We start from the raw sequence: 20,061 nt of genomic DNA on the forward strand, positions 1-20,061 counted from the left end.
GGTAAATAGAGTAGGTTTGCGATATAATTCTGACAAATCCTATCTGAATAAATAAGTTGGATTGACTCTAGCATGGAGCGTCTCTGCATGTCAACAGAAAAAAGCCTGAATTAGAGCGCTTTCCACAACCCTGCGGAATGCAAATCCACATTTGTATTCTAAATGAGTGTATACGCTCAAAGATTTATTGACAAGGATCGACACTTTCCGCTAGGATAATAAAAAAAGAATTTTGAAAAGGGGAATTTTCGAAATGAAAAGAGGTTTATCGTTCGTCTTATCGATCATTATGTTGGCTATTTTGTTGGCAGCTTGTGGAACTTCGGCTTCCAAAGACGAACAATCCGCTCAAGGTGGCGATTCTGAGAAATCCCTTCGGATGGCTCTGGTACTTCCCGAAAAAATAGGGGTTAACCCTTTCTTTGTACAGATGGATGAAGGCTTCAAAAAAGCAGGCGAAGAGTTCAAAGTAGATACGAAGACAATCGAATCAACAGATCCGGCTGCATTCGAGCAAAATCTGCGTGCTGCTGTTGCTGAAAATTACGATCTAATTATTACTGCGACGTTCCAAGCTGAGGATGCACTGAAAAAGGTTGCTGCTGAGAACCCAGACAAATCGTTCGCCATTGTTGATACAACTGTTGATCTGCCTAACGTTCGTAGCGTTGGTTTCCGTGAATATGAAGGAGCGTACCTGCTTGGTGCAGCTGCTGGATTGTCCACAAAAACAGATAAAGTCGGCATGATCGCTGCAATGGACGTTCCACTCATTAAGAAATATACAGAAGGTTTCAAAGCAGGTCTGGAGTCCGTTAACCCGGATGCAGAATTCCTCGTAAACTATGTTGGTGGATTCAATGACCCAGCAAAAGCGAAAGAATTGGCATTGGTTCAATTCGGTAAAGGCGCTGACTTCATCGCTGGCGCATCCGCTGTAGGCGACCTTGGTGTGTTCGAGGCTGCTAAGGAAAAAGGCTTCTATACTTCTGGACAAGATACGGACCGCACAGTTGAAGATCCAGAGCACATCGTATTGTCCCAGTTGAAATCAACGGATACGGTTGCTTACGAGACAGTGAAGGATTATGTAGAAGGTAACTTCAAAGCAGGCGCTGTAAACTACGGTCTGAAAGAAGACGGTGTAGGTCTGACATTTGTTACTCGTGATAGCGAATCTCCATTAAGTGATTTTGTTGGACAAGAGGTCATCGACCAAGTTACAGCAATTAAGGATGATATCGTATCCGGTAAAATCGTTGTAAAAGATCCATTGCAACAATAGTCTACCGTGTTCTATGTGAATGTGTTGATTAGCCGGCTGCCCGTTCAGGCAGCCGGTTTTGCTGCTTATTATAATGAAGCGTATATGTTCAACTAAACGTTTACTCGATAACGGAGAGGACAGAAATAGCTTGAAGAAGCGGAGCGGTCGCCTTTATCCCCGGATTTTCCCCATAGGGAAAGAGATCAAAAAAAACTGGGGATAACAGCGATCGGAAAGCTATTCTGTCATCGTAGTGGCAAGAGTAACAGGTTCTTGTTGAACTTATATTAACTGAGAGGAGAGAACGCGAGATATGCTGCTGGAGATGGATCAGATTACGAAAAAGTACGGCGAATTCACGGCGAATCGGGATATCCGTTTTAATTTGCGTGAAGGGGAAATCCATGCCCTCGTGGGTGAGAATGGCGCAGGTAAAACAACTTTAATGCGCATGTTGTATGGGATGGAGCAGCCTACATCAGGCACAATTAAGGTTCGTGGACGTGAGGTAAGCTTCGCAACCCCGTCTCAAGCCATGGCCAGCGGTATTGGCATGGTACATCAGCATTTCATGCTGTTTCCTTCCTTTACGGTTGCCGAGAATATCGTCATTGGTCGTGAGCCAGCGTCTGCAGGAGTGTTTGACCGTAAACAGGCCGCTGCACAAGTGAATGAGCTGGGTAGAAAGTATGGGATGCCCGTTGATCCATGGAAAAAAGTAGCGGAGTGCCCGCTTGGTTTGCAGCAGCGTGTAGAGATTTTGAAGGTACTGCATCAAGGTGCAGATATCATTATATTGGATGAGCCTTCGGCGGTACTGACACCTCTCGAAGTGAAGGAACTATTGGTGAATATGAAATCACTCGCCAAGTTAGGGAAAACGTTTGTTTTAATCACACACAAGCTACAGGAAGTTATGGACGTGGCGGATCGGATTACCGTTCTTCGCGATGGTCAGGTTACAGGTACACTAGACGCAAAGGATACCAATATAGAAGAGTTGTCAAGGTTAATGGTAGGACGTGAGCTTGTGCGGATGAATAAACAACCGGCGGCTCCGACTGAAACGGTGCTTCAGGTGGAGGATGTGAATCTATCAGGAGGCAAGGATCGTTCTGCGCTTCATCATATTCACATGAACATTCGAAAAGGTGAGATTGTCGGGATTGCTGGAATTTCCGGCAATGGACAATCTGAGCTAATCCAGATTATTGCCGGACTTCGGAAAGCGGAGCGTGGTCGTGTCCTATTGTCAGGGCAGGATACAACGAATTGGCCTGTGCGCCGCATTCGTGAACATGGTTTAGCCCATATCCCTGAGGATCGTTATATGTGGGGAGCAGCTAAGGATGCAAGTGTTCGCGAAAATGGATTGATGGGACACCACCATAAGCTACAATCACGCGGCATCATCAAAGCAAAGGCAGCTCGTACGATGGTAGAGAGTTGGATCAAGCAGTTCAGTATCAAGACAGGTTCTGCGGAGACGAAAGCACAGTTCTTATCTGGGGGTAACCTCCAGAAGCTGATTGCTGCGCGAGAGTTTGCCCAGGATACTCCGTTCCTTATTGCTGCTGAACCTACACGGGGCGTAGACATTGGAGCAATGGAGACGATTCATGCTGAATTGCTGCGTAAGCGCAATGAGGGTGCAGGAATTCTATTAGTATCTTCTGAGTTATCTGAGATTTTGCAATTGTCCGATCGTATTTTGGTGATGTATGAAGGCGAGATCGCTGGAGAGCTGCAGGCAGATGAAGCGACGGAAGAACAGATCAGCTTGTTAATGGCAGGAGGGAAAGAGCGGGTATGAATCGGGTAAAGGAAAGTCTTCGTGGGCTCGTACAGCCGCTGCTTGCTGTATTGATTGGTCTTCTGGCAGGCGCTATAGCCATTATGGTCGTTGGCGGGTCTGTGGTAGATACGTATGCGGAGATGTGGAAAGGAGCCTTCGGCAACTTCTACTTCTTCACCAATACATTGGCTCGTTCTACGCCGATTATCTTGGCGGGACTTGGCGTGGCGCTGGCATTCCGTGCGGGATTCTTCAATATGGGTGCAGAAGGTCAGATGATTCTAGGTGGACTTAGTGCGGCGCTAACGGCGCTCTATCTGCCAGGGCCAGGTTGGTTCGTATGTATAGCAGCCATTGTGGCAGGTATTATTGCCGGAGGCATCTGGTCTTTATTTGCAGGCTGGCTTGATGCACGGTTTGGCATGAATCTATTAATCACGACATTACTATTAAACTATATTGCCATTAACTTCGGCGGGTATATGGTATCCTATCCGTTTAAAGATACGACGGGTTCTGCGGCTATGGCGCAAACACCCATGATTGATCAGACGGTATGGCTGCCGAAGCTATTTCAAGGAATGAGCCTACATGCTGGTTTTATTATCGCCATCGTAGCAGCCATTCTAATCTATTGGTTCACTCACAAAACGGTCACTGGTTATGAGATTCGTATGTTAGGCAGCAACCCTTCATTCGCTACGTATGGTGGTGTTCGCCGCATTCGGATGATGATGCTATCCATGATTATTAGTGGTGGACTTGCTGGCCTTGCTGGAGCAGGAGAAGTGCTCGGTACCCAATACCGTTTCCTTGATGGTTCATTATCGTCGGCAAGTTATGCTTGGAGCGGCATTATGGCGACATTGCTTGCTCGCTCACATCCGCTCGGTACAGCTGTAGCAGCCATATTGCTCGCTGCACTACAGACCGGAGCGATGGGCATGGAGCGGAATACGGATGTTCCGCTGGAAGTAGGCAGTGTAATTCAGGCTGTATTAACGTTATTTGTATCGGCTCAGATTGGATATTCATTCCTGAAGCGGAGAAAGGAGAAAAAGTCCAATGCAACAACTGTTTGATGCCGCCTTGTTCGGCTCTACCTTACGGATTATGACTCCGATCCTGCTCGCGGCGCTCGGTGGTGCTTTATGCTCCCGGGTTGGTCTGTTCAATGTGGGTTTGGAAGGGCTTGTGCTCATTGGAGCATTTTCAGCGATCGTGGGTAATTACCTGTTTGGCAATGTACTACTTGCCGTGATCTTTTCTATCATTATTGTTATGCTGTTCTCAGCGTTATTTGCCTTTATTAGTATTAATCTAAAAGCGAACGCCATCGTCGTCGGTATCTCGCTTAATTTCTTGGCCGCAGGACTAACGACCTTTGCACTGCGTGCGATTTTCGACGTGAAAGGTGCATACTACGATAAAGACATGAAAGGTCTTCCCAAATGGGACATTCCTCTGATTAAGGATATCCCGTGGGTGGGGGATGTATTTTCAGGTCATAGTCCGTTAATCTATCTGGGTATTCTCATTGTGATTGGTCTACAATTCTATCTATTTAAAAGCGTCTCCGGATTCCGTCTGCGCTCAGTGGGTGAAAATCCAGTTGCGGCACAGAGTATCGGTATCAAGGTACGCGGTATCCAGTACGGAGCGGTTCTTATGTGTGGTGTGTTGTGTGCACTCGCTGGAGCGCAATTGTCGCTTGGACAAGTTACCATGTTTACCGAAGGTATGACGGCTGGTCGTGGATTCATTGCACTCGTTGCTACGATGCTGGGACAGGCGAATCCGCTCGGGGTAATGGGTTCTAGCGTGCTGTTTGGTTTCATGGAGGCATTCAGTATTCGTCTACAGGGCTTCACGTTGCCAACGCACTTCACGCAAATGTTGCCGTATATTGTAACACTGGTAGCGATGTTCTTCTTCAAAGACCGTACCTATCAACAGGATGCATTGAAAGCGGGCGGAAGCTCGCGTTAATTCGTTAAGGTTTCAACACTGAGATTTTATGAAAAGGGAGGGAGCACGTTGCTGAATAAGGCTGAACGGTTGAAAAAGACGAAATCACCAGCACCCAAAGTAGGTGCTGAGCATGGAGATCGGCTGCCGCCGGGGCAGATGTTGACCGAGAAATTCCCGATCCTGCATGAAGGAGAAGTGCCCGAATACGACCTGTCTACATGGGATCTAAAGGTGTTCGGTGAAGTTGAAGAGGAGAAGGTATTCTCCTTCGCAGAGCTTCAGGCGATGCCTCAGGTGAATACGGTGAGCGATATCCATTGTGTGACGCGTTGGTCCAAGTTTGATACGCCGTGGGAAGGCATTCGTTTCTCGGAATTCGTGAAGCTTCTTGGCGTTAAGCCAGAGGCGAAATATGTGATGGTTCATGCAGATCATGATTATGAAACGAATGTTCCACTGGAAGAGCTTATGCATGACGATGTGTTACTAGCCTTCAAATATAATGGCGAGCCACTTACACCGAAGCACGGGTATCCATTACGGCTGGTTGTGCCGCAGTTATACTTTTGGAAGAGTGCGAAATGGGTACGTGGGCTTGAGTTCATGACGGAAGACCGCAATGGGTTCTGGGAAAATAATGGGTTCCACCATTTTGCCGATCCGTTCAAGGAGCAGCGCTTCTCGGGTGAGGATCTACCGATCCCAGAAGACGAATGGACGAAGAAGGAGTTTGATTAAGATGTTGATGCCGATTTTGCAAATTCACTCCGAGGACATGCCGGCATATGCCATCGTCTGTGGTGACCCGGCGCGTGCGGAGAAGATCTCTCGTAAGTTAGAACAGGTAAGAGAGCTGGCATTCAGCCGCGAGTATCGTACATTTGTGGGTCAATACGAAGGTGTACAGATGGCTGTAGTTAGTCATGGTGTAGGTTCGCCGGGAGCGGCTGTTTGTTTCGAAGAACTCATTCGTGCAGGTGTGACCACACTAATTCGTGTAGGAACAGCAGGTTCGTATACTGCTGAGTATCCAGCCGGTAGCGTTATTGTCAGCACTGCAGCGGTTCGCACGGATGGATTGACACGCCAGCTCGTGCCAGATGGTTTCCCAGCTGTAGCAGATATCGGTGTTACACAAGCGCTGATTGAAGCTGCTCGCGGGACGGGTGGAGCAACTGTAGCTCCCGATGCACCGACAGCGGGTGTAACCAAGGTGGGCGTAGGTATTACTGTAACGTTAGATGCCTTCTTCACCGGCGTAGAAGAAATTCCACATCGCAAGTACAAGCAGGCAGGTGCGCTTGCGGCAGAGATGGAAATTGCTGCGCTCTACATCATCAGTACCTTGCGTGGTGCTCGTGCTGGGGCAATCGTGGCCATCGATGGTTTTGCGGACAGCGATCTGGCTGCCGAGTATGATCCGCATACGGATGCGGTTGCGAATGCAGTGGAACACGAGATCAATACAGCGCTACAAGCGCTGGCTACATTGGCGCGTCAGGATCAGATTTAATTCGTAAGGAACATTTAATAAGAACTTTATTGCTTATGAATGCTTCAAAAAGGCCGGACTCTATTAAATTAGATCCGGCCTTAAAGGTTTATTATTCTTCATTAATTTTTTTAACTTTTGTATTCCAAATGTAACAATTGCTAACTATATTTATCACTGCAATCAACCCAAAAGCAGCCATGACTAAGTAGATGTCTTTAGATATAAATGAATATAGAAAATTATCTAATGCTGTTTTAAATCCCGAATCCCAGCCGTATAATATTAAACTAATACCTACAATGAAAACAAAACCACAAAGAGATAAAAAAATTGGTTTCAAAAAACAGAATTTCAGGAAACCAGTTGACTGAATTCTTTTCCACTTTTCGTTTTTTGATCCCACTTGATATCAACTCCTTGTTGTGCTTTTATCTGTTAGTATATCTAGTAATGGTGGTCTGTAAAAAATCAGTAAAATCAAATGTGTATCCTAATTTTGCGAGGTTAGTTGGTTTAGTAATGACTGAGCCAGAGTAGTCCGATATCACTCGTAAGTACCGTGTTCCTTGTTTTGAATCAAACTCCCAAGAATTAACAACACCTTTCCAAAGTATCCAACGGTCTTCATAGTGAACTGTGGGTATTACGTTTTTAGTGAATATCCCATCTAATATAACACCAGCATATGCTCCAACTATTGCTGAAGTAACGACTGCAACTGTTATAGGCCCGGTCAACGCAGCAATAGCTATTGATACAGCAGCTCCAATTGCTGTACCTCTAGAAATACTAACTTTTTTTTCAGACGTACGAGTAATGCCACCATCCTTAGTATAACCTTTTGCCGTTAATTGTGTTACAAAAGTATCTGTATACGAGGCTTTATACGTATAACCTGCAGTGGAGAATGGTGTTACTACATCGGATGCAGGGTTTTCTATAGTTATGCTTGATCCTGCATCTTCTGTGATGTAATCACTTGGTTTCAAGATCGTTGTAGTGTAGGGTTCACTAGTAGATGAGAGGCTGTTTTGAGCTTCATTGTTATACTTTGTATAAACCAGTATGTCAGCGTCTAAATCTGTCTTTGCAGAATGATCGAGCACACCATTAAGATAAACTTTAATCGTGCCATCCTCTTCTTGGACTATTTTAGTTGTAGTATTATTTTCATCAATAAATGTGTACTCATTATCATTTGCTAATGATGGTTGTGGAGAGGCAGCGACAGTTAATACAGGTGTTAGCAGCAGGACGATAGATAACATAAATGATAGCAATGTTTTTTTGTTCATATTTACCTCCAATTTCTATTTTATGTTTATATTATCCATTAAATAAATATAATTGTAAACGTTTTCTGGATTATATAGGAATAAAGTTACATACGATCTCGATTGAAGATTAATCAGTTACCTCAGTGGTAGGATTGGTTTGTGGGGTGATTTATTAAGTTGAAATTAGGTGCTTAAGACCTACATTAAATTCAACCTAAACGTTGTTAAATGAATGATCCCGCCAATAGTGGGTACGTTATATAAAGGAACATCATCACGAATACAGAGATTAGGGAGGATTCCGACATGACACAGAACAATCAACCTCAAGATGAGGCGGCAATTCGTAACAAACTGGATGAAGATGGGGATTCCTTGATGGAGAAAAAGAAGATCCTAAGTGGTGTAGACATTGAGCCACAAGCAGATGAATGGGCAGCTAAGCCATCCCCTGTAGCCTTTAACAGTGTAAAATCCTCTTCCAAAGAGTAAAATCGAGCTATGGCTGAATTGCGGCGGGTACCTTCAGGGGTATCTGCCTTTTGATGTACAAGGATGTACAGTAGTCGCACGGTAGATGTATAATACTGGGAACATCTTGAGCAAGGAGAGGGTATAGCAATGAATGAAGTGAGCATCCGCAGGGCTTCAAGTAGAGATTATCCAGGAGTGTCCGCGCTGATGGATGAACTGCACCGTATGCATGTCGAGGCACGTCCTGACATATATAGACCGCTACAGCCTAGAATGAGTCAGCAGGAATTTGAGGACTTGTTGAATGCAGAAGATCGCTACCTGTATGTAGCTGAAGCAGCAGAGCAGGGGGAGATCTGTGGGTATGGGAGCGCCCAATTCCATAAAATTAATAATGCAGAGATGTTTATGGATCGGGAGGTGCTTTACATTGATGAGATTATAATTGATCAGATGTATCGTGGGCGTAACATTGGACAGAAGATGATGGCGGTGCTTGTGGAGTTGGGGAAAGAGCTTAAGGCAGATCATCTGGAGCTAACGGTATCTTCATTTAATCAAGGGGCACAAGAGTTTTACGAAAAGTTAGGTCTGGTTGTTCGTAGCAGCAGAATGGAATACATACTAAATAAATTGAACTAAATATTTACACAAGAGCGGAGGGACAGAAATAATGTGAAGAAGCGAAGCGTTCGCCTTTATCTCCGGATTTTCCCCTTGGAAAAGGGAATCAAAAAATCTGGGGATAACAGCGATCGGAATGTTGTTCTGTCATCGAAGTGGTCAGTGTAAATATTTATAGTTTCTCTTGAATACCCCCGTGGGGTATGTTATTCTGGAGTCAGAATGATGAAGAGGGGTGTTTATGATGGATCATCAGAGCCATCCCAAGGACGTAATGGAACCTTCCGGAACCGATGTACCTGAAGTATTGGAGCCGGAATCTGCACAAACGGCGAATTCATGCCATGCTCATGCTGATAACGATGACGGGAAGCAAGTCCGTAAGAGTCATCACTCACAAGAGATGAAGGGCAATCTGATTTCACGGTTGAATCGTGTTGAAGGACAGATTCGTGGAATTAAAGGGCTTATTGAGAAGGATACGTATTGTGATGATGTCCTGACACAGATCGCGGCAGCCCAGTCAGCGCTTAATTCAGTAGGAAAACTTCTGCTTGAAGGGCACATGAAGAGCTGCATCGTTGAGCGAATTCAGGCAGGGGAACATGAAGTAGTCGATGAACTGCTGGTTACGGTAAGGAAGTTAATGAAGTAACCTGTTTTTAAATCTATTTAGCCCATAAGGAGGAATATATGATGTCTAATGTTACATTGAACGTAGCAGGCATGTCCTGCAATCACTGTGTGAAGGCGGTTGAAGAAGCCGTGAAGAATGCTGGTGCGAGTGGTCAGGTCGATCTGCAAGCTGGAACGGTTGCGGTAGAGTATGACGAGCAGAAGGTTAACGTAGATCAGATCAAGGCGGCCATTGAAGACCAAGGATATGATGTAGCCTAATTACGGATTCTTAATTTTCGTATGAGCGGTTTATATCCATCTGGCTTGAACAGAACTTCCTTTGTAGCTAAAGGGCGAGAAGAATCGGTAGATTTTTTTCGAATAAGTTCATCGTTTAAGCCTTATTTTTTCTAATGAATATACCCCCATAGGGTATTGGGGGACAAAATCGAACGGAGATGACGACATGGATAAGCCAGCAACAGACAACACTGCAACTGGCTCAGCATTACCACCCGTAGAGGGAGCATCTGGTTTACTCACCACATTCCAAATTACAGGTATGACCTGTGCAGCATGTTCTTCTCGAATTGAGAAAGGGCTGTCCCGCATGGAGGGGGTTAATCAGGCTAACGTAAATCTCGCAATAGAGCAGGCGACCGTTAGGTATGATCCCAAAGTCATTAATGTTAATCAACTGCGGGATAAGGTTGAAGCGTTGGGTTATGGCACAGTTACGGAATCGGTAGATCTGGATATAACGGGCATGACCTGTGCTGCTTGTTCGGCTCGGATCGAGAAAGGGTTATCTCGCTTACCGGGTGTATCTCGTGCCAATGTGAATTTAGCGCTGGAGACAGGGCATGTCGAGTATACAGCAGGCGTGCTGAAAGCATCGGACATCACGGCTAAGATTAGACAGCTCGGTTATGGCGCAGAATTACAACAGACGGGAGAGGAAACTTCATCTGCCCGAGAGCGGGAATTGCAACGTAAGAAGTGGAAATGGATGATATCTGCAGCACTATCGATTCCTTTGTTATGGGCGATGGTAGGTCACTTCTCCTTCACATCTTGGATTTGGGTGCCTGATTTATTCATGAACCCATGGTTCCAGTTGCTACTGGCAACGCCAGTTCAGTTTGTGATTGGATGGCAGTTCTATGTTGGAGCTTACAAAGCTTTGCGCAGCGGTAGTGCCAACATGGATGTGCTCGTGGCTTTGGGTACAAGTGCGGCATTTTTCTATAGTCTTTATCTAACGTTATCCAGTGGTTATCTACCTGCGACTACGATGGATCATGGTGCAATGGGAACGACCACAGCCGCTATGCCTGCGGTGGAACTCTACTATGAGACGAGTGCGATTCTAATCACACTGATATTACTCGGCAAATGGTTCGAGGCTGTAGCGAAAGGACGCTCTTCTCAGGCAATTAAGAGCTTGATTGAATTAGCACCGCGTGAAGCACGCGTTATTCGCGATGGGCAGGAAGTCGTTATCCCTGCGAGTTATGTTGCCGTGGGTGATATCGTTCTTGTGAAACCGGGGGACAGTATCCCGGTGGACGGCATCGTGGAGGAAGGGCAGTCTTCTGTAGATGAATCAATGCTCAGTGGAGAGAGTTTACCTGTAGACAAAAAGCCCGGGGATGCCGTTACGGGTGCAACCTTGAACAAAAACGGCATGTTACGCCTAAGAGCGACCCGAGTGGGTGCAGATACGGCTCTATCTCAGATTATTAAAGTCGTTGAGCAGGCGCAGGGCTCCAAAGCTCCAATTCAGCGGATTGCAGATGTGATTTCAGGTATTTTTGTCCCGATTGTTGTGGGTATTGCCGTCGTAACATTTCTTATCTGGTACTTCTTCGCAAGTCCAGGTGACTTCGCTGGATCATTGGAAAAAGCCATTGCCGTACTGGTTATCGCTTGTCCGTGTGCTCTAGGCTTGGCTACGCCAACCTCGGTTATGGCTGGATCGGGACGAGCTGCTGAATATGGCATTCTGTTCAAAGGCGGCGAACATCTGGAATCAGCACAGCAGATTCAAACTGTTGTATTGGACAAAACGGGTACAGTAACTCAGGGTAAACCTGTGCTTACAGACGTTGTAACAGCTTCGGACTGGACGGAAATGGAGCTATTACAACGAGTTGGCGCAGCAGAACAAAATTCGGAGCATCCACTCGCTGAGGCTATCGTGGAAGGAATCCGAGGTAAAGACATCGCTCTGAGTCCATCCGAGCAATTCGAGAACATACCTGGCTACGGCGTTCGAGCTCACGTTCAGGGACAAGAGATTCTCGTGGGAACCCGGCGCTTGCTTGCTGATGCTAGGGTTAATGTTCCAGATGGTACAGTGACTCAGATGAACCAACTGGAGGAACAAGGGCGTACAGCGATGTTGGTTGCCATTGATGGTGTGTGGGCAGGGATTGTTGCTGTTGCAGATACGATTAAGGAAACGTCACGCGAAGCGGTAAGCCGTCTGCAAGCGATGGGGATCGACGTCATCATGATTACCGGTGACAATGAACGAACAGCACGCGCAGTGGCGGAACAAGCAGGAATCCATAACGTTTTGGCAGAGGTGCTCCCAGAGGGCAAAGCGGCTGAAGTGAAGAAGCTGCAAGCTAATGGCCATAAGGTGGCTATGGTTGGAGATGGAATCAATGATGCACCAGCTCTGGCGACAGCTGATATTGGGATGGCTATTGGTACAGGAACGGATGTAGCGATGGAAGCGGCGGATATTACGTTGATGCGTGGCGACTTGAATAGCATTGCTGACGCTATTGAGATGAGCCGGCGAACAATGGGGAATATCAAGCAGAATCTGTTCTGGGCGCTTGGATATAATGTGATCGGTATTCCCATTGCTGCTGTGGGCTTTCTTGCACCATGGTTAGCTGGTGCTGCGATGGCGTTCAGCTCGGTGTCTGTTGTGTTAAATGCCTTACGTTTGCAACGAATGAAGCTGCAACATAAATCATAAAGCAACAACTAGAAATTGAATCAAGCTCATTGGGAATCGGTAGGATATCCATTAGATTAGGTGAGGCTTGTACGAAGAGATATGTCCTGAGTTATTTCTATAAATGATATGAAAAGAGAGTAGTGACTTTTTTCTAAAAAAAGTTACCCTCTTTCATTAATTTTCAGAAATTCCATTGACAATAATGACATATACACTTAAAATTTAAACATTCGTTTGATTCAAACGAATGTTTATATCAAATTCGAACTACTTTGCAATGGAGGATAAGATCTATGGTACAGGCTTTACGCGTTTTGTTTAAAAAACCACCAGTGATTGTTGGAATCGTGACGGCACTTATGTTCCAAGTGATTTTTAGCATCATCTGGATGACTGCATATTCAGGAGTTAATGATCGCACGAATGAGCTTACCGTCGCGATTGTAAACGAGGATGGCGAACTATCCCAAGGAATTGCCGAACGATTGGCAGAGACGTTACCGTTTCACACCGTGTCTAATCTAAGTTCGGAAGAAGCAGTAGATCAGCTCAATCATCACCAAGTTCACATGGTACTCGGAATCCCGGCTGGTTTTAATGAATTGCTTCAAACGGCTGGATCAACTGCTGAGATTAAATACACAATTAATGAAGCTAACCCGGTGACGATCAAAAGCATGATGCAAGGTGTATCACAGTCCGTGACCAACACGATCAACAAGCAGGCTACTGCTCAAGGTGTGCAAACTGTGCTAACCGCAACAGGAACGCCAGCAGATCAAGCCGCTAATGTAGCTACTAACCTGATTTCCCGTGTGGAAGGCGTAACAACGTCCATTAACCCGGTGAACGGAATGAACAATCAGATGGTACCGATGATGATGGTGCTGGCATCTTATGTCGGAGCTATGATCATGGGGATGAATCTGCAAACAGCTATGGGGATGTTGTCCGCAACGTTCTCTCGCTGGACGCTATTTGGTGCAAGAATTGTCATTAACGTAGGTTCAGCCCTGGTTGTATCCTTACTCGGATCTTCACTTATCGTTGCGCTTGGCGGACAGATTGAACAAGGATTCGTTGCATTCTGGTTATTCCAAGCCTTGTTCCTCTGCACGTTCATGTTCTTCTCGCAGTTCTTCTTGATCTGCTTCGGGCCTGCAGGAAGCTTGTTCAATGTTATCTCGCTATCCTTGCAGCTCGTATCCTCAGGAGCGATGGTACCACGTGAATTGCTGAATGGATTCTATAGTGGTGTGGGTCAATTTTTGCCGGCTACTTACGCGGTTCAAGGTATCTTGAGTGCTCAACTTGGCGGCCCAGGAATTCAGTCTGCTGCAGGTTCAATCGTTCTTATTCTGGCGATTGTGGTCGCACTCTCGCTGCTGGTTACCCTTCTGAAGAAGCAACGTGTATCAGCAGGTGCACCAAGCCCAGCACCATCTAACGCTTAATACACTTCTAAGGATATACGGATTTACAACGTATACGTACACTGAGCCCCCCATTGATTGCCGATGGGGGGCTTGGTGTAATAGTAGATGGAGGATACAACTTCACATATGCCATCCTGAATGGCTATGCCTTGCGCTTTGTTGCACAAACTTTCATAATAGATAATTATGTATAATTTCATTAAACATTTACAAGAGAACGGATTAGAGGAGCGAACGGAATGACGGAACCAGATTTGGACATTAAAACGAGGATATTGCTTGCAGCCAAGAAGCTTTTTGCAGGTCAGGGGTATGACGGGACGAGCGTCCGTCAAATCTGTGATGAAGCGGGAGCGAATGTGTCCTTGGTCTCTTATCACTTTGGCGGCAAAGAAAAGGTGTTTGAAGCATTATTTGAACACTTTTTTCCTGGTCAGATGCTGAATGAGCTGGCTGCAGCATCTATGTCTCCCGTGGAAGGTGTCCGGCGGATTGTGGGTCAAGTTGTGAAGTTTACGATGGTAGACACCGAGATGAGCGATATTGTGCAGCTTGAAATTACGCTGCGGACACATCGTACGCCGACGGTTTTTCGTTTCCTAGATCCAATCTGGACGAAGGTAAGAGATTTACTGCAAGAAGGTAAAGATCAGGGTATTTTTCATATTGAATCCGTGTCGTATGCCACATTACAGGTGATGGGGGCAACTTTGGCGCATAAACGAGCCAAAAATTCACGTTTTCTAGCGGATTATCAGGGAATAACTACAGAGGAACTTGCTGAGCAAACAATTGAATTTGTACTTCGAGGATTAGGAGTGACGAACCATGAACGAAACGATTGAATTAATGATGAAGCACCGCTCTGTACGGAAATTCAAGGCAGATCCTATAAGTGAAGAACAGTTGGCAACGATCATTGCAGCTGGTCAGATGGCTTCTTCCTCCAGCAGTGTGCAGGCGTATAGTGTAATTGCGGTAACGGATTCGGCATTAAAATCGAAGCTTGCTGAGCTGGCAGGCAATCAGGCTTACGTGAATGAATGTCCCGTATTCCTGGTATGGTGCGCAGACCTCTTTCGACTGAAGGATGCGGCGAAGCAGCATATGCCAGACAAGGAAACCTACGCAGATTCGACGGAAAACTTTATGGTCGCTACCATTGATGTAGCACTTGCATCACAGAATGCAGCCCTTGCAGCGGAATCACTCGGCTATGGCATTGTCTATATCGGTGGACTTCGCACACGTATTGAGGAAGTTTCTGAGCTGCTGGGACTACCCGAAGGCGTATATCCGGTCTATGGCATGTGTATTGGTGTTGCCGATCAGGTGACAGGCATTCGCCCGCGTTTACCACTAGATGCTGTTCTTCATCAGAATCAGTATAATGCGGAGCAGACACTTGAAGGCATGGCGCGATATGATGAGACCACGGTAGCCTACATGAATGAACGAACGCAGGGCGCGAACAAGACCCCTTGGTCTGTATCAATGGCCAAACGTCTCACGGAGCCAGTGCGCTTGCAGATGAAACCTTTCTTGGAAGGCAAAGGGTTCATGAAGCGTTAATGTTCAGGCCAATGTATTTGAGCATTGATAAATTAAAAATAGGTCAGTTAGGCTTCGAGCCTGACTGACCTTTTCTTACATAACTTTAGAGCGATGATACTGGCAAACCGTAGAACCGTTTGGCATTCTGGTAGAAAAGCCGTGCAGCGCGTTCGGTGCCCATCCCCATGACCTCGCACCAACTCTGAATAACTTGCCTTGTCATCGCGGGATGAGTCATCCGCCCTTGGAAAGGACCTTCGAAAGGCCACGGTCCATCGGTCTCAGCCATAACCTGCTCCGATGGATACTGCCTTGCCAGTTCGCGGATCTCTTCCTCATACATAATATCAGGGGTGAAGGAGACAAAATAACCGTTATCTGCCATCCGTGCGATCGTTTGGCGTGAGCCTTTGAACCAGTGGAAATGGGCACGACGGAACTGATACTTCTCAAGCAAATCACAGGCGATATCAGCATCTTCATACACGGCATGAAGAACCAGAGGTTTGTTGTACTGCTTCGCGAGCTGAATGAACTGTTCCAGCAATTCAATATAGCCACTCTGATCCCATGAGTTCCCTGCTTGCTCCGCTTCTTGTCTGCTGTAATAGGGCAAGCCCACCTCTCCAATGGCTATGGCTTGTCCAATGTGCTGTTTGATCCAACCAAGGAGCAGATGGAGATCCCCTGCAGAAGGGAGCGGTTGCTCTGGATGGTAGCCAAAGGCGGGAAATATCGTACGTGGGTTATGCTTGGCAAGTTCCAGATTGGCGTGGCAGGAATCCAGATTCATGGAGACCGCAATGAGGGCTTCCACCTGCTGGGAGGAGAGGGATTGCAGTATAGACTGTTGTTGCGTTGTTGTATATTGATCCAAGTGGATATGGGCATCAATTAACGGTGCTATAGCACGAGTATCCATAATTCCCTCCTTATGATTAATAGAGTCTAACTATTCGTGGTACGTCGTATATTTCAAGTCGGATCACCCATATTAGGTGAAAAATACATTTTTACATAGCTTGCTTACCGCTCTGTTTGACACATGACAATAACTCTAAAAACCCGCGCTATATAGATAGGCGGGTTTTGTGCTGTTCTTCTCTCATCCACTGTGAAATTTGGCGTTTACGTTCAAGGAAGGCAGAGTCCTCCGTAACCGATTCACGTCGTGGGCGATCGAATGGAACAATAACCTCTTGCAGCACGGTTGCTGGGCGGTTGGATAGAACATACACCCGATCCGCTAGCAGAAGAGCTTCCTCAATGTTGTGTGTAATGAATAACACCGAGCGGCGATTCTGTTCCCAGATCTCCAATAGCCAGCGCTGCATATCACTACGTGTCAAGGCATCAAGCGCACTGAAAGGTTCATCAAGTAGCATAAGCTCTTGTGGACTAAGTAATGCACGCAGGAAAGCTACACGCTGCTGCATCCCTCCTGAGAGCATATGTGGATAAGCACGTTCGAAGCCAGCCAGACCAACACTAGCCAACCATTTGCGTGCTTCAGCAATCGCTTCTGGTCGGGGTAGAGTTGTCTTCGATACTTCGCCTGCTAACACCACATTATCTTCAATCGTTCGCCAAGGCAGGAGAGCGGGTTGTTGCGGCATGTAGCTGATTTTGCCTCGTTGTCCGGTAACGTCATGCCCTTGCATGAGAATTCGACCAGCCTGCGGCTTAAGCAAACCGCCAATGATATGAAAAAGAGTACTTTTGCCACAGCCGGATGGGCCAACAATGGCTACAAATTCGCCTTGCCCAACGGTTAGGGACAGATTATCCAATACAGATAATGTTTTGCGTCGCTCACGATATGAGGCATGAACCTGCATAACCTCAAGAGCTGGAGAGGCTTGGGTAATTTCGCTTGGTAGTAATGTAGAATCAGACTGTTGAATTGTTGTCTGTATCGTTGAATTTTGGTTTGTCACATGTTCATGTTCATTCATTAGGTTATCGGTAAGGTGATCGTTCAGTTTCTTCTGCTCGTCTCTCATCCCGGTTTCACATCCTTGCCACAAGGTTTTCCAGTACCATTATTATCTTTTTTGTGGTCGCCAGCGCACGAGTAGCTTCTCAAGCAGTGCAATCAGCAGGAAGAGCAGCAGACTGAGCGCCACAATAATCATAATGGCTACAAATAATCGATCCGTTCGATATGCAGACTTCTGTAACATCATATAGTATCCGATGCCCTTATCTGCTCCGATCCATTCTGCAATGATGGCTCCCATCACACTATATGTAGCGGCTATTTTGATTCCAGAGAAGACTGAGGGCAGCGCGTGCGGAAGCTCCAGTTTCCAGAATAGCTGTCCACGTTTGGCGCCAGCCATACGCATATAGTTCATCATCATGGCATCCGTACGGGTTAATCCATCCATGGCGGCTACGGCGACAGGGAAGAAGCAGACCAGAATGATGGTAATTAATTTGGGCAGCAATCCGAATCCGAACCAGATCAGCAAAAGCGGTGCTAGCGCGATGGTCGGAATGTTCTGGCTTAGGATAAGCAACGGATAGAGCGCAGACTTTAGAAATGGGATCAGGTGAAGCACCATGGCAATCAGCAGTCCCACCAACGTTCCTGCGGCGAATCCGATGAGTGTTAACTGGATCGTCGCCCATGCATGCATACCAAGTCGATCCGCCTGTGAAGCTGCTTCACGAGCAATGTCCGAAGGGGCAGGTAGCATCCACTTTTCAATATGAAACAGCGAGACGGCTCCTTGCCATATCGCAATAAAGAGAATAACCGCCACGAGGGGCGGCCATACGCTTTTGAAATAGGCATGCATTAGCGATATTTCTCCGTTAGTTTATCCATGCTGAAGCCGGCACCGCCGCTATGGGCGATTTTGATCTGGGAGATGATGCTAGGGCTACCAGCGTCCACAAGTGCTTCATGCATTTTGCGAACAACGTCCAGCAGTTCCTCCAGCTCACCTTCCATCGTTGTTTCTAGGGGATTGACCTGATATTTCACACCAGATTGTTGAATGACTTCAATAGCACGATCTACATACGGATATGAGTCCTCACCATTTGGAGTCTTCGGGATAACTTGAATACTGAGTAATGTGCTTGCCATGGAGTTCACGGCTCCTTTCGAAATATATAAAATGAACGAATGACTGTTACACTTGCCACTTCGATGACAGAATAACCTTCCAATCGCTGTTATCCCCAGATTTTTTTGATTCCCTTTCTCTAAAGGGAAAATCCGGTGATAAAGGCGACCGCTTCGCTTTTTCACGTTATTTCTGTCCTCTCCGTCCTCGTGTAAATACTAAGTTCATTTTATATGAGAAATTTTATTGGGGTAAGAAATCGTTCGTATATGCCTTGCTCACATCGATCTGTTCCTCCAGCAGTTTTTTGCTGTACATCCAGTCCGTATAATTCTGCCATACTTCCTGTTTCTGTTCGCCCCAGCGTGGTGCATCATCTGTGTATTTCGGGCTTAGCCACTTCTGGCTTGCAAGCACAAGATCCTTATCGAGGTCCGGTACGGCTTTGATCAGAATATTAGCAGCGTCTTCGGGATGATCAATAGCATACTGATACCCTTCAGATGTGGCTTTCATGAACGCTTTAACCAGTTCAGGATCGTTCTGAATCGTGGTTTCATTCGTTACCAATACAGGCGTGTAATAGTCGAGTGCTTCGGAGTAGTCTTTGACATACAACATGTCGATCGGCTCTCCGCGAAGCTCAGCCTCAATCCCAGTCCATGCATAGAAAATCCAGGCAAAATCGATATCGCGTTTCACGGCAGTGAAGAAGTCGGCATCGCCCATGTTAATGTTTTTCACTTTGGATACGTCAGCGCCTTCGCCCTCCATAATGGATTGCATTACCGCTTCCTCTACTGGGGAGCCCCAGCCTCCATAGGTTTTACCTTCGAAGTCTTTCGGGGATTTAATGTTCCGATCCGTCGGTGCTGCAAATCCAGACGTATTATGTTGAATAACGGCAGCAATTGAGACGAGCGGTACACCTTGGGTACGTGCCTGAGTTACACTTTCCTGATAACTTACGCCAAAAGGAACCTCATTCGAAGCGACCATCGTGTCAGCGCCGCCAGCACCAGGTTGCACGATCTCCACGTTTAAGCCCTCGGCTTCGTAGAATCCTTGATCTACCGCTGCATATAAGCCGGTATGGTTCGTATTCGGTGTCCAGTCCAGTACAACTTTAACATCTCGGAGTGCTGCGTTATCACCTTCACTACTGTTCTCGGTGTTAGTATCTCCGTTAGATTGGGCAGGGCCAGCTTCCTTGCTTCCGCAAGCCGTGATTGCAATCAAGGTTACGCATAGGAGCAACAAGCCGATCATTTTACGCCATCTCATCTTCATTCTCTCCTTCATGTTGTCCGCCTAATTGGCGAGGGTTCTCCTTGGCTTCATATCCAAGCATCTTGCATAAATCAACAGAATTATACCGGCTATGATCTGGATGTCTTTTTTATGTAACGTGATATGCAAAAGAACATAAAAAAAGCGCCCCGGATTCCGGGACGCGTGCAGGCGTTAGAGAAGTAGCGCGCAGCGGTATAGCTGAG

Annotated in this window: 22 protein-coding genes; 14 read left to right on the top strand and 8 right to left on the bottom strand. The window is 46.4% G+C overall.

Annotated elements, in window-relative coordinates:
- Positions 1–253 precede the first annotated feature (253 nt).
- The 6 genes from ASD24_RS29085 to ASD24_RS29110 all read left to right on the top strand — a co-directional run bounded on the left by ASD24_RS29085 (position 254) and on the right by ASD24_RS29110 (position 6,546).
- Positions 254–1,285, top strand: coding sequence for a BMP family lipoprotein (locus tag ASD24_RS29085; protein WP_056703775.1), 1,032 nt, complete (start codon positions 254–256; stop codon positions 1,283–1,285).
- Positions 1,286–1,580: 295 nt separating this feature from the next.
- On the top strand, positions 1,581–3,080 hold the full coding sequence (locus ASD24_RS29090; RefSeq protein WP_056703778.1) for an ABC transporter ATP-binding protein: 1,500 nt from the start codon (positions 1,581–1,583) through the stop codon (positions 3,078–3,080).
- The gene (locus ASD24_RS29095) at positions 3,077–4,144 is read left to right on the top strand and encodes an ABC transporter permease (RefSeq protein ID WP_056703781.1); all 1,068 of its coding nucleotides are present in this window, start codon (positions 3,077–3,079) and stop codon (positions 4,142–4,144) included. The genes ASD24_RS29090 and ASD24_RS29095 overlap by 4 nt, the downstream gene beginning before the upstream one ends.
- Positions 4,128–5,051 carry an ABC transporter permease gene (locus ASD24_RS29100; RefSeq protein ID WP_056703784.1) on the top strand — a complete coding sequence of 308 codons (924 nt, stop codon included), beginning with the start codon at positions 4,128–4,130 and terminating at the stop codon, positions 5,049–5,051. Before ASD24_RS29095 ends, ASD24_RS29100 begins: the two co-directional genes overlap by 17 nt.
- Positions 5,052–5,099: 48 nt before the next feature.
- Positions 5,100–5,771: a sulfite oxidase-like oxidoreductase gene (locus tag ASD24_RS29105; protein ID WP_056703787.1), complete on the top strand. Its 672-nt coding sequence runs from the start codon at positions 5,100–5,102 to the stop codon at positions 5,769–5,771.
- A gap of 1 nt (position 5,772) precedes the next feature.
- Positions 5,773–6,546, top strand: coding sequence for a nucleoside phosphorylase (locus ASD24_RS29110; protein ID WP_056703790.1), 774 nt, complete (start codon positions 5,773–5,775; stop codon positions 6,544–6,546).
- Positions 6,547–6,637: 91 nt separating this feature from the next.
- Here ASD24_RS29110 and ASD24_RS29115 read toward each other — a convergent pair whose 3' ends face one another.
- Complete coding sequence (locus ASD24_RS29115; protein ID WP_056703793.1) at positions 6,638–6,931, bottom strand: hypothetical protein; 294 nt, start codon at positions 6,929–6,931, stop codon at positions 6,638–6,640.
- A gap of 25 nt (positions 6,932–6,956) precedes the next feature.
- Entirely contained in the window at positions 6,957–7,823 is an 867-nt protein-coding gene (locus ASD24_RS29120) for a hypothetical protein (RefSeq protein WP_056703796.1), read from the bottom strand.
- A gap of 288 nt (positions 7,824–8,111) precedes the next feature.
- Between ASD24_RS29120 and ASD24_RS29125 the strand changes: the two genes are divergently transcribed.
- From ASD24_RS29125 to ASD24_RS29150, 6 genes are all read left to right on the top strand, one after another.
- Positions 8,112–8,297 carry a hypothetical protein gene (locus ASD24_RS29125; RefSeq protein ID WP_056703799.1) on the top strand — a complete coding sequence of 62 codons (186 nt, stop codon included), beginning with the start codon at positions 8,112–8,114 and terminating at the stop codon, positions 8,295–8,297.
- Between the two features lie 129 nt (positions 8,298–8,426).
- Positions 8,427–8,921: a GNAT family N-acetyltransferase gene (locus ASD24_RS29130; RefSeq protein WP_056703802.1), complete on the top strand. Its 495-nt coding sequence runs from the start codon at positions 8,427–8,429 to the stop codon at positions 8,919–8,921.
- A gap of 226 nt (positions 8,922–9,147) precedes the next feature.
- A complete protein-coding gene (locus tag ASD24_RS31470; protein ID WP_200956236.1) occupies positions 9,148–9,558 on the top strand; it encodes a metal-sensitive transcriptional regulator in 411 nt (136 codons plus the stop codon).
- 41 nt (positions 9,559–9,599) lie between these two features.
- Positions 9,600–9,800 (top strand): copper ion binding protein, encoded by a 201-nt coding sequence (locus tag ASD24_RS29140; RefSeq protein WP_056703804.1) that lies wholly within the window; start codon positions 9,600–9,602, stop codon positions 9,798–9,800.
- A gap of 187 nt (positions 9,801–9,987) precedes the next feature.
- The gene (locus ASD24_RS29145; RefSeq protein ID WP_082560620.1) at positions 9,988–12,516 is read left to right on the top strand and encodes a heavy metal translocating P-type ATPase; all 2,529 of its coding nucleotides are present in this window, start codon (positions 9,988–9,990) and stop codon (positions 12,514–12,516) included.
- A gap of 275 nt (positions 12,517–12,791) precedes the next feature.
- Positions 12,792–13,952 carry a YhgE/Pip domain-containing protein gene (locus ASD24_RS29150; protein ID WP_056703807.1) on the top strand — a complete coding sequence of 387 codons (1,161 nt, stop codon included), beginning with the start codon at positions 12,792–12,794 and terminating at the stop codon, positions 13,950–13,952.
- Positions 13,953–13,975: 23 nt separating this feature from the next.
- Here the strand turns inward: ASD24_RS29150 and ASD24_RS31260 are convergent, their stop codons facing one another.
- Positions 13,976–14,134 carry a hypothetical protein gene (locus ASD24_RS31260; protein WP_235540962.1) on the bottom strand — a complete coding sequence of 53 codons (159 nt, stop codon included), beginning with the start codon at positions 14,132–14,134 and terminating at the stop codon, positions 13,976–13,978.
- Positions 14,135–14,173: 39 nt separating this feature from the next.
- Here ASD24_RS31260 and ASD24_RS29155 point away from each other — a divergent pair, with 39 nt between their 5' ends.
- Both ASD24_RS29155 and nfsA read left to right on the top strand, forming a co-directional pair.
- The gene (locus ASD24_RS29155) at positions 14,174–14,779 is read left to right on the top strand and encodes a TetR family transcriptional regulator (protein WP_056703811.1); all 606 of its coding nucleotides are present in this window, start codon (positions 14,174–14,176) and stop codon (positions 14,777–14,779) included.
- The gene (gene nfsA / locus ASD24_RS29160) at positions 14,763–15,506 is read left to right on the top strand and encodes an oxygen-insensitive NADPH nitroreductase (protein WP_056703815.1); all 744 of its coding nucleotides are present in this window, start codon (positions 14,763–14,765) and stop codon (positions 15,504–15,506) included. The genes ASD24_RS29155 and nfsA overlap by 17 nt, the downstream gene beginning before the upstream one ends.
- Positions 15,507–15,591: 85 nt before the next feature.
- Here nfsA and ASD24_RS29165 read toward each other — a convergent pair whose 3' ends face one another.
- From ASD24_RS29165 to ASD24_RS29185, 5 genes are all read right to left on the bottom strand, one after another.
- Positions 15,592–16,410 (bottom strand): TatD family hydrolase, encoded by an 819-nt coding sequence (locus tag ASD24_RS29165; protein WP_056703817.1) that lies wholly within the window; start codon positions 16,408–16,410, stop codon positions 15,592–15,594.
- A 148-nt stretch (positions 16,411–16,558) separates the two neighbouring features.
- The gene (locus tag ASD24_RS29170) at positions 16,559–17,326 is read right to left on the bottom strand and encodes an ABC transporter ATP-binding protein (protein WP_056704168.1); all 768 of its coding nucleotides are present in this window, start codon (positions 17,324–17,326) and stop codon (positions 16,559–16,561) included.
- Positions 17,327–17,533: 207 nt separating this feature from the next.
- Positions 17,534–18,292: an ABC transporter permease gene (locus tag ASD24_RS29175; protein ID WP_056703820.1), complete on the bottom strand. Its 759-nt coding sequence runs from the start codon at positions 18,290–18,292 to the stop codon at positions 17,534–17,536.
- Positions 18,292–18,585: a thiamine-binding protein gene (locus tag ASD24_RS29180; protein ID WP_056703822.1), complete on the bottom strand. Its 294-nt coding sequence runs from the start codon at positions 18,583–18,585 to the stop codon at positions 18,292–18,294. Before ASD24_RS29180 ends, ASD24_RS29175 begins: the two co-directional genes overlap by 1 nt.
- A 223-nt stretch (positions 18,586–18,808) precedes the next feature.
- A complete protein-coding gene (locus tag ASD24_RS29185) occupies positions 18,809–19,849 on the bottom strand; it encodes an ABC transporter substrate-binding protein (protein ID WP_200956222.1) in 1,041 nt (346 codons plus the stop codon).
- Positions 19,850–20,061 lie beyond the last annotated feature (212 nt).

Source organism: Paenibacillus sp. Root52 (assembly GCF_001426865.1).
Lineage (GTDB): Bacteria > Bacillota > Bacilli > Paenibacillales > Paenibacillaceae > Paenibacillus.

Bases quoted from the DNA above. Each gene is read 5' to 3' on its own strand.
- ASD24_RS29085 (WP_056703775.1), top strand. From the start codon at position 254: ATGAAAAGAGGTTTATCGTTCGTCTTATCGATCATTATGTTGGCTATT.
- ASD24_RS29090 (WP_056703778.1), top strand. From the start codon at position 1,581: ATGCTGCTGGAGATGGATCAGATTACGAAAAAGTACGGCGAATTCACG.
- ASD24_RS29095 (WP_056703781.1), top strand. From the start codon at position 3,077: ATGAATCGGGTAAAGGAAAGTCTTCGTGGGCTCGTACAGCCGCTGCTT.
- ASD24_RS29100 (WP_056703784.1), top strand. From the start codon at position 4,128: ATGCAACAACTGTTTGATGCCGCCTTGTTCGGCTCTACCTTACGGATT.
- ASD24_RS29110 (WP_056703790.1), top strand. From the start codon at position 5,773: ATGTTGATGCCGATTTTGCAAATTCACTCCGAGGACATGCCGGCATAT.
- ASD24_RS29120 (WP_056703796.1), bottom strand. From the start codon at position 7,823: ATGAACAAAAAAACATTGCTATCATTTATGTTATCTATCGTCCTGCTG.
- ASD24_RS29125 (WP_056703799.1), top strand. From the start codon at position 8,112: ATGACACAGAACAATCAACCTCAAGATGAGGCGGCAATTCGTAACAAA.
- ASD24_RS29130 (WP_056703802.1), top strand. From the start codon at position 8,427: ATGAATGAAGTGAGCATCCGCAGGGCTTCAAGTAGAGATTATCCAGGA.
- ASD24_RS31470 (WP_200956236.1), top strand. From the start codon at position 9,148: ATGGATCATCAGAGCCATCCCAAGGACGTAATGGAACCTTCCGGAACC.
- ASD24_RS29140 (WP_056703804.1), top strand. From the start codon at position 9,600: ATGTCTAATGTTACATTGAACGTAGCAGGCATGTCCTGCAATCACTGT.
- ASD24_RS29145 (WP_082560620.1), top strand. From the start codon at position 9,988: ATGGATAAGCCAGCAACAGACAACACTGCAACTGGCTCAGCATTACCA.
- ASD24_RS29150 (WP_056703807.1), top strand. From the start codon at position 12,792: ATGGTACAGGCTTTACGCGTTTTGTTTAAAAAACCACCAGTGATTGTT.
- ASD24_RS31260 (WP_235540962.1), bottom strand. From the start codon at position 14,134: ATGAAATTATACATAATTATCTATTATGAAAGTTTGTGCAACAAAGCG.
- ASD24_RS29155 (WP_056703811.1), top strand. From the start codon at position 14,174: ATGACGGAACCAGATTTGGACATTAAAACGAGGATATTGCTTGCAGCC.
- nfsA (WP_056703815.1), top strand. From the start codon at position 14,763: ATGAACGAAACGATTGAATTAATGATGAAGCACCGCTCTGTACGGAAA.
- ASD24_RS29165 (WP_056703817.1), bottom strand. From the start codon at position 16,410: ATGGATACTCGTGCTATAGCACCGTTAATTGATGCCCATATCCACTTG.
- ASD24_RS29170 (WP_056704168.1), bottom strand. From the start codon at position 17,326: ATGCAGGTTCATGCCTCATATCGTGAGCGACGCAAAACATTATCTGTA.
- ASD24_RS29175 (WP_056703820.1), bottom strand. From the start codon at position 18,292: ATGCATGCCTATTTCAAAAGCGTATGGCCGCCCCTCGTGGCGGTTATT.
- ASD24_RS29180 (WP_056703822.1), bottom strand. From the start codon at position 18,585: ATGGCAAGCACATTACTCAGTATTCAAGTTATCCCGAAGACTCCAAAT.
- ASD24_RS29185 (WP_200956222.1), bottom strand. From the start codon at position 19,849: ATGAGATGGCGTAAAATGATCGGCTTGTTGCTCCTATGCGTAACCTTG.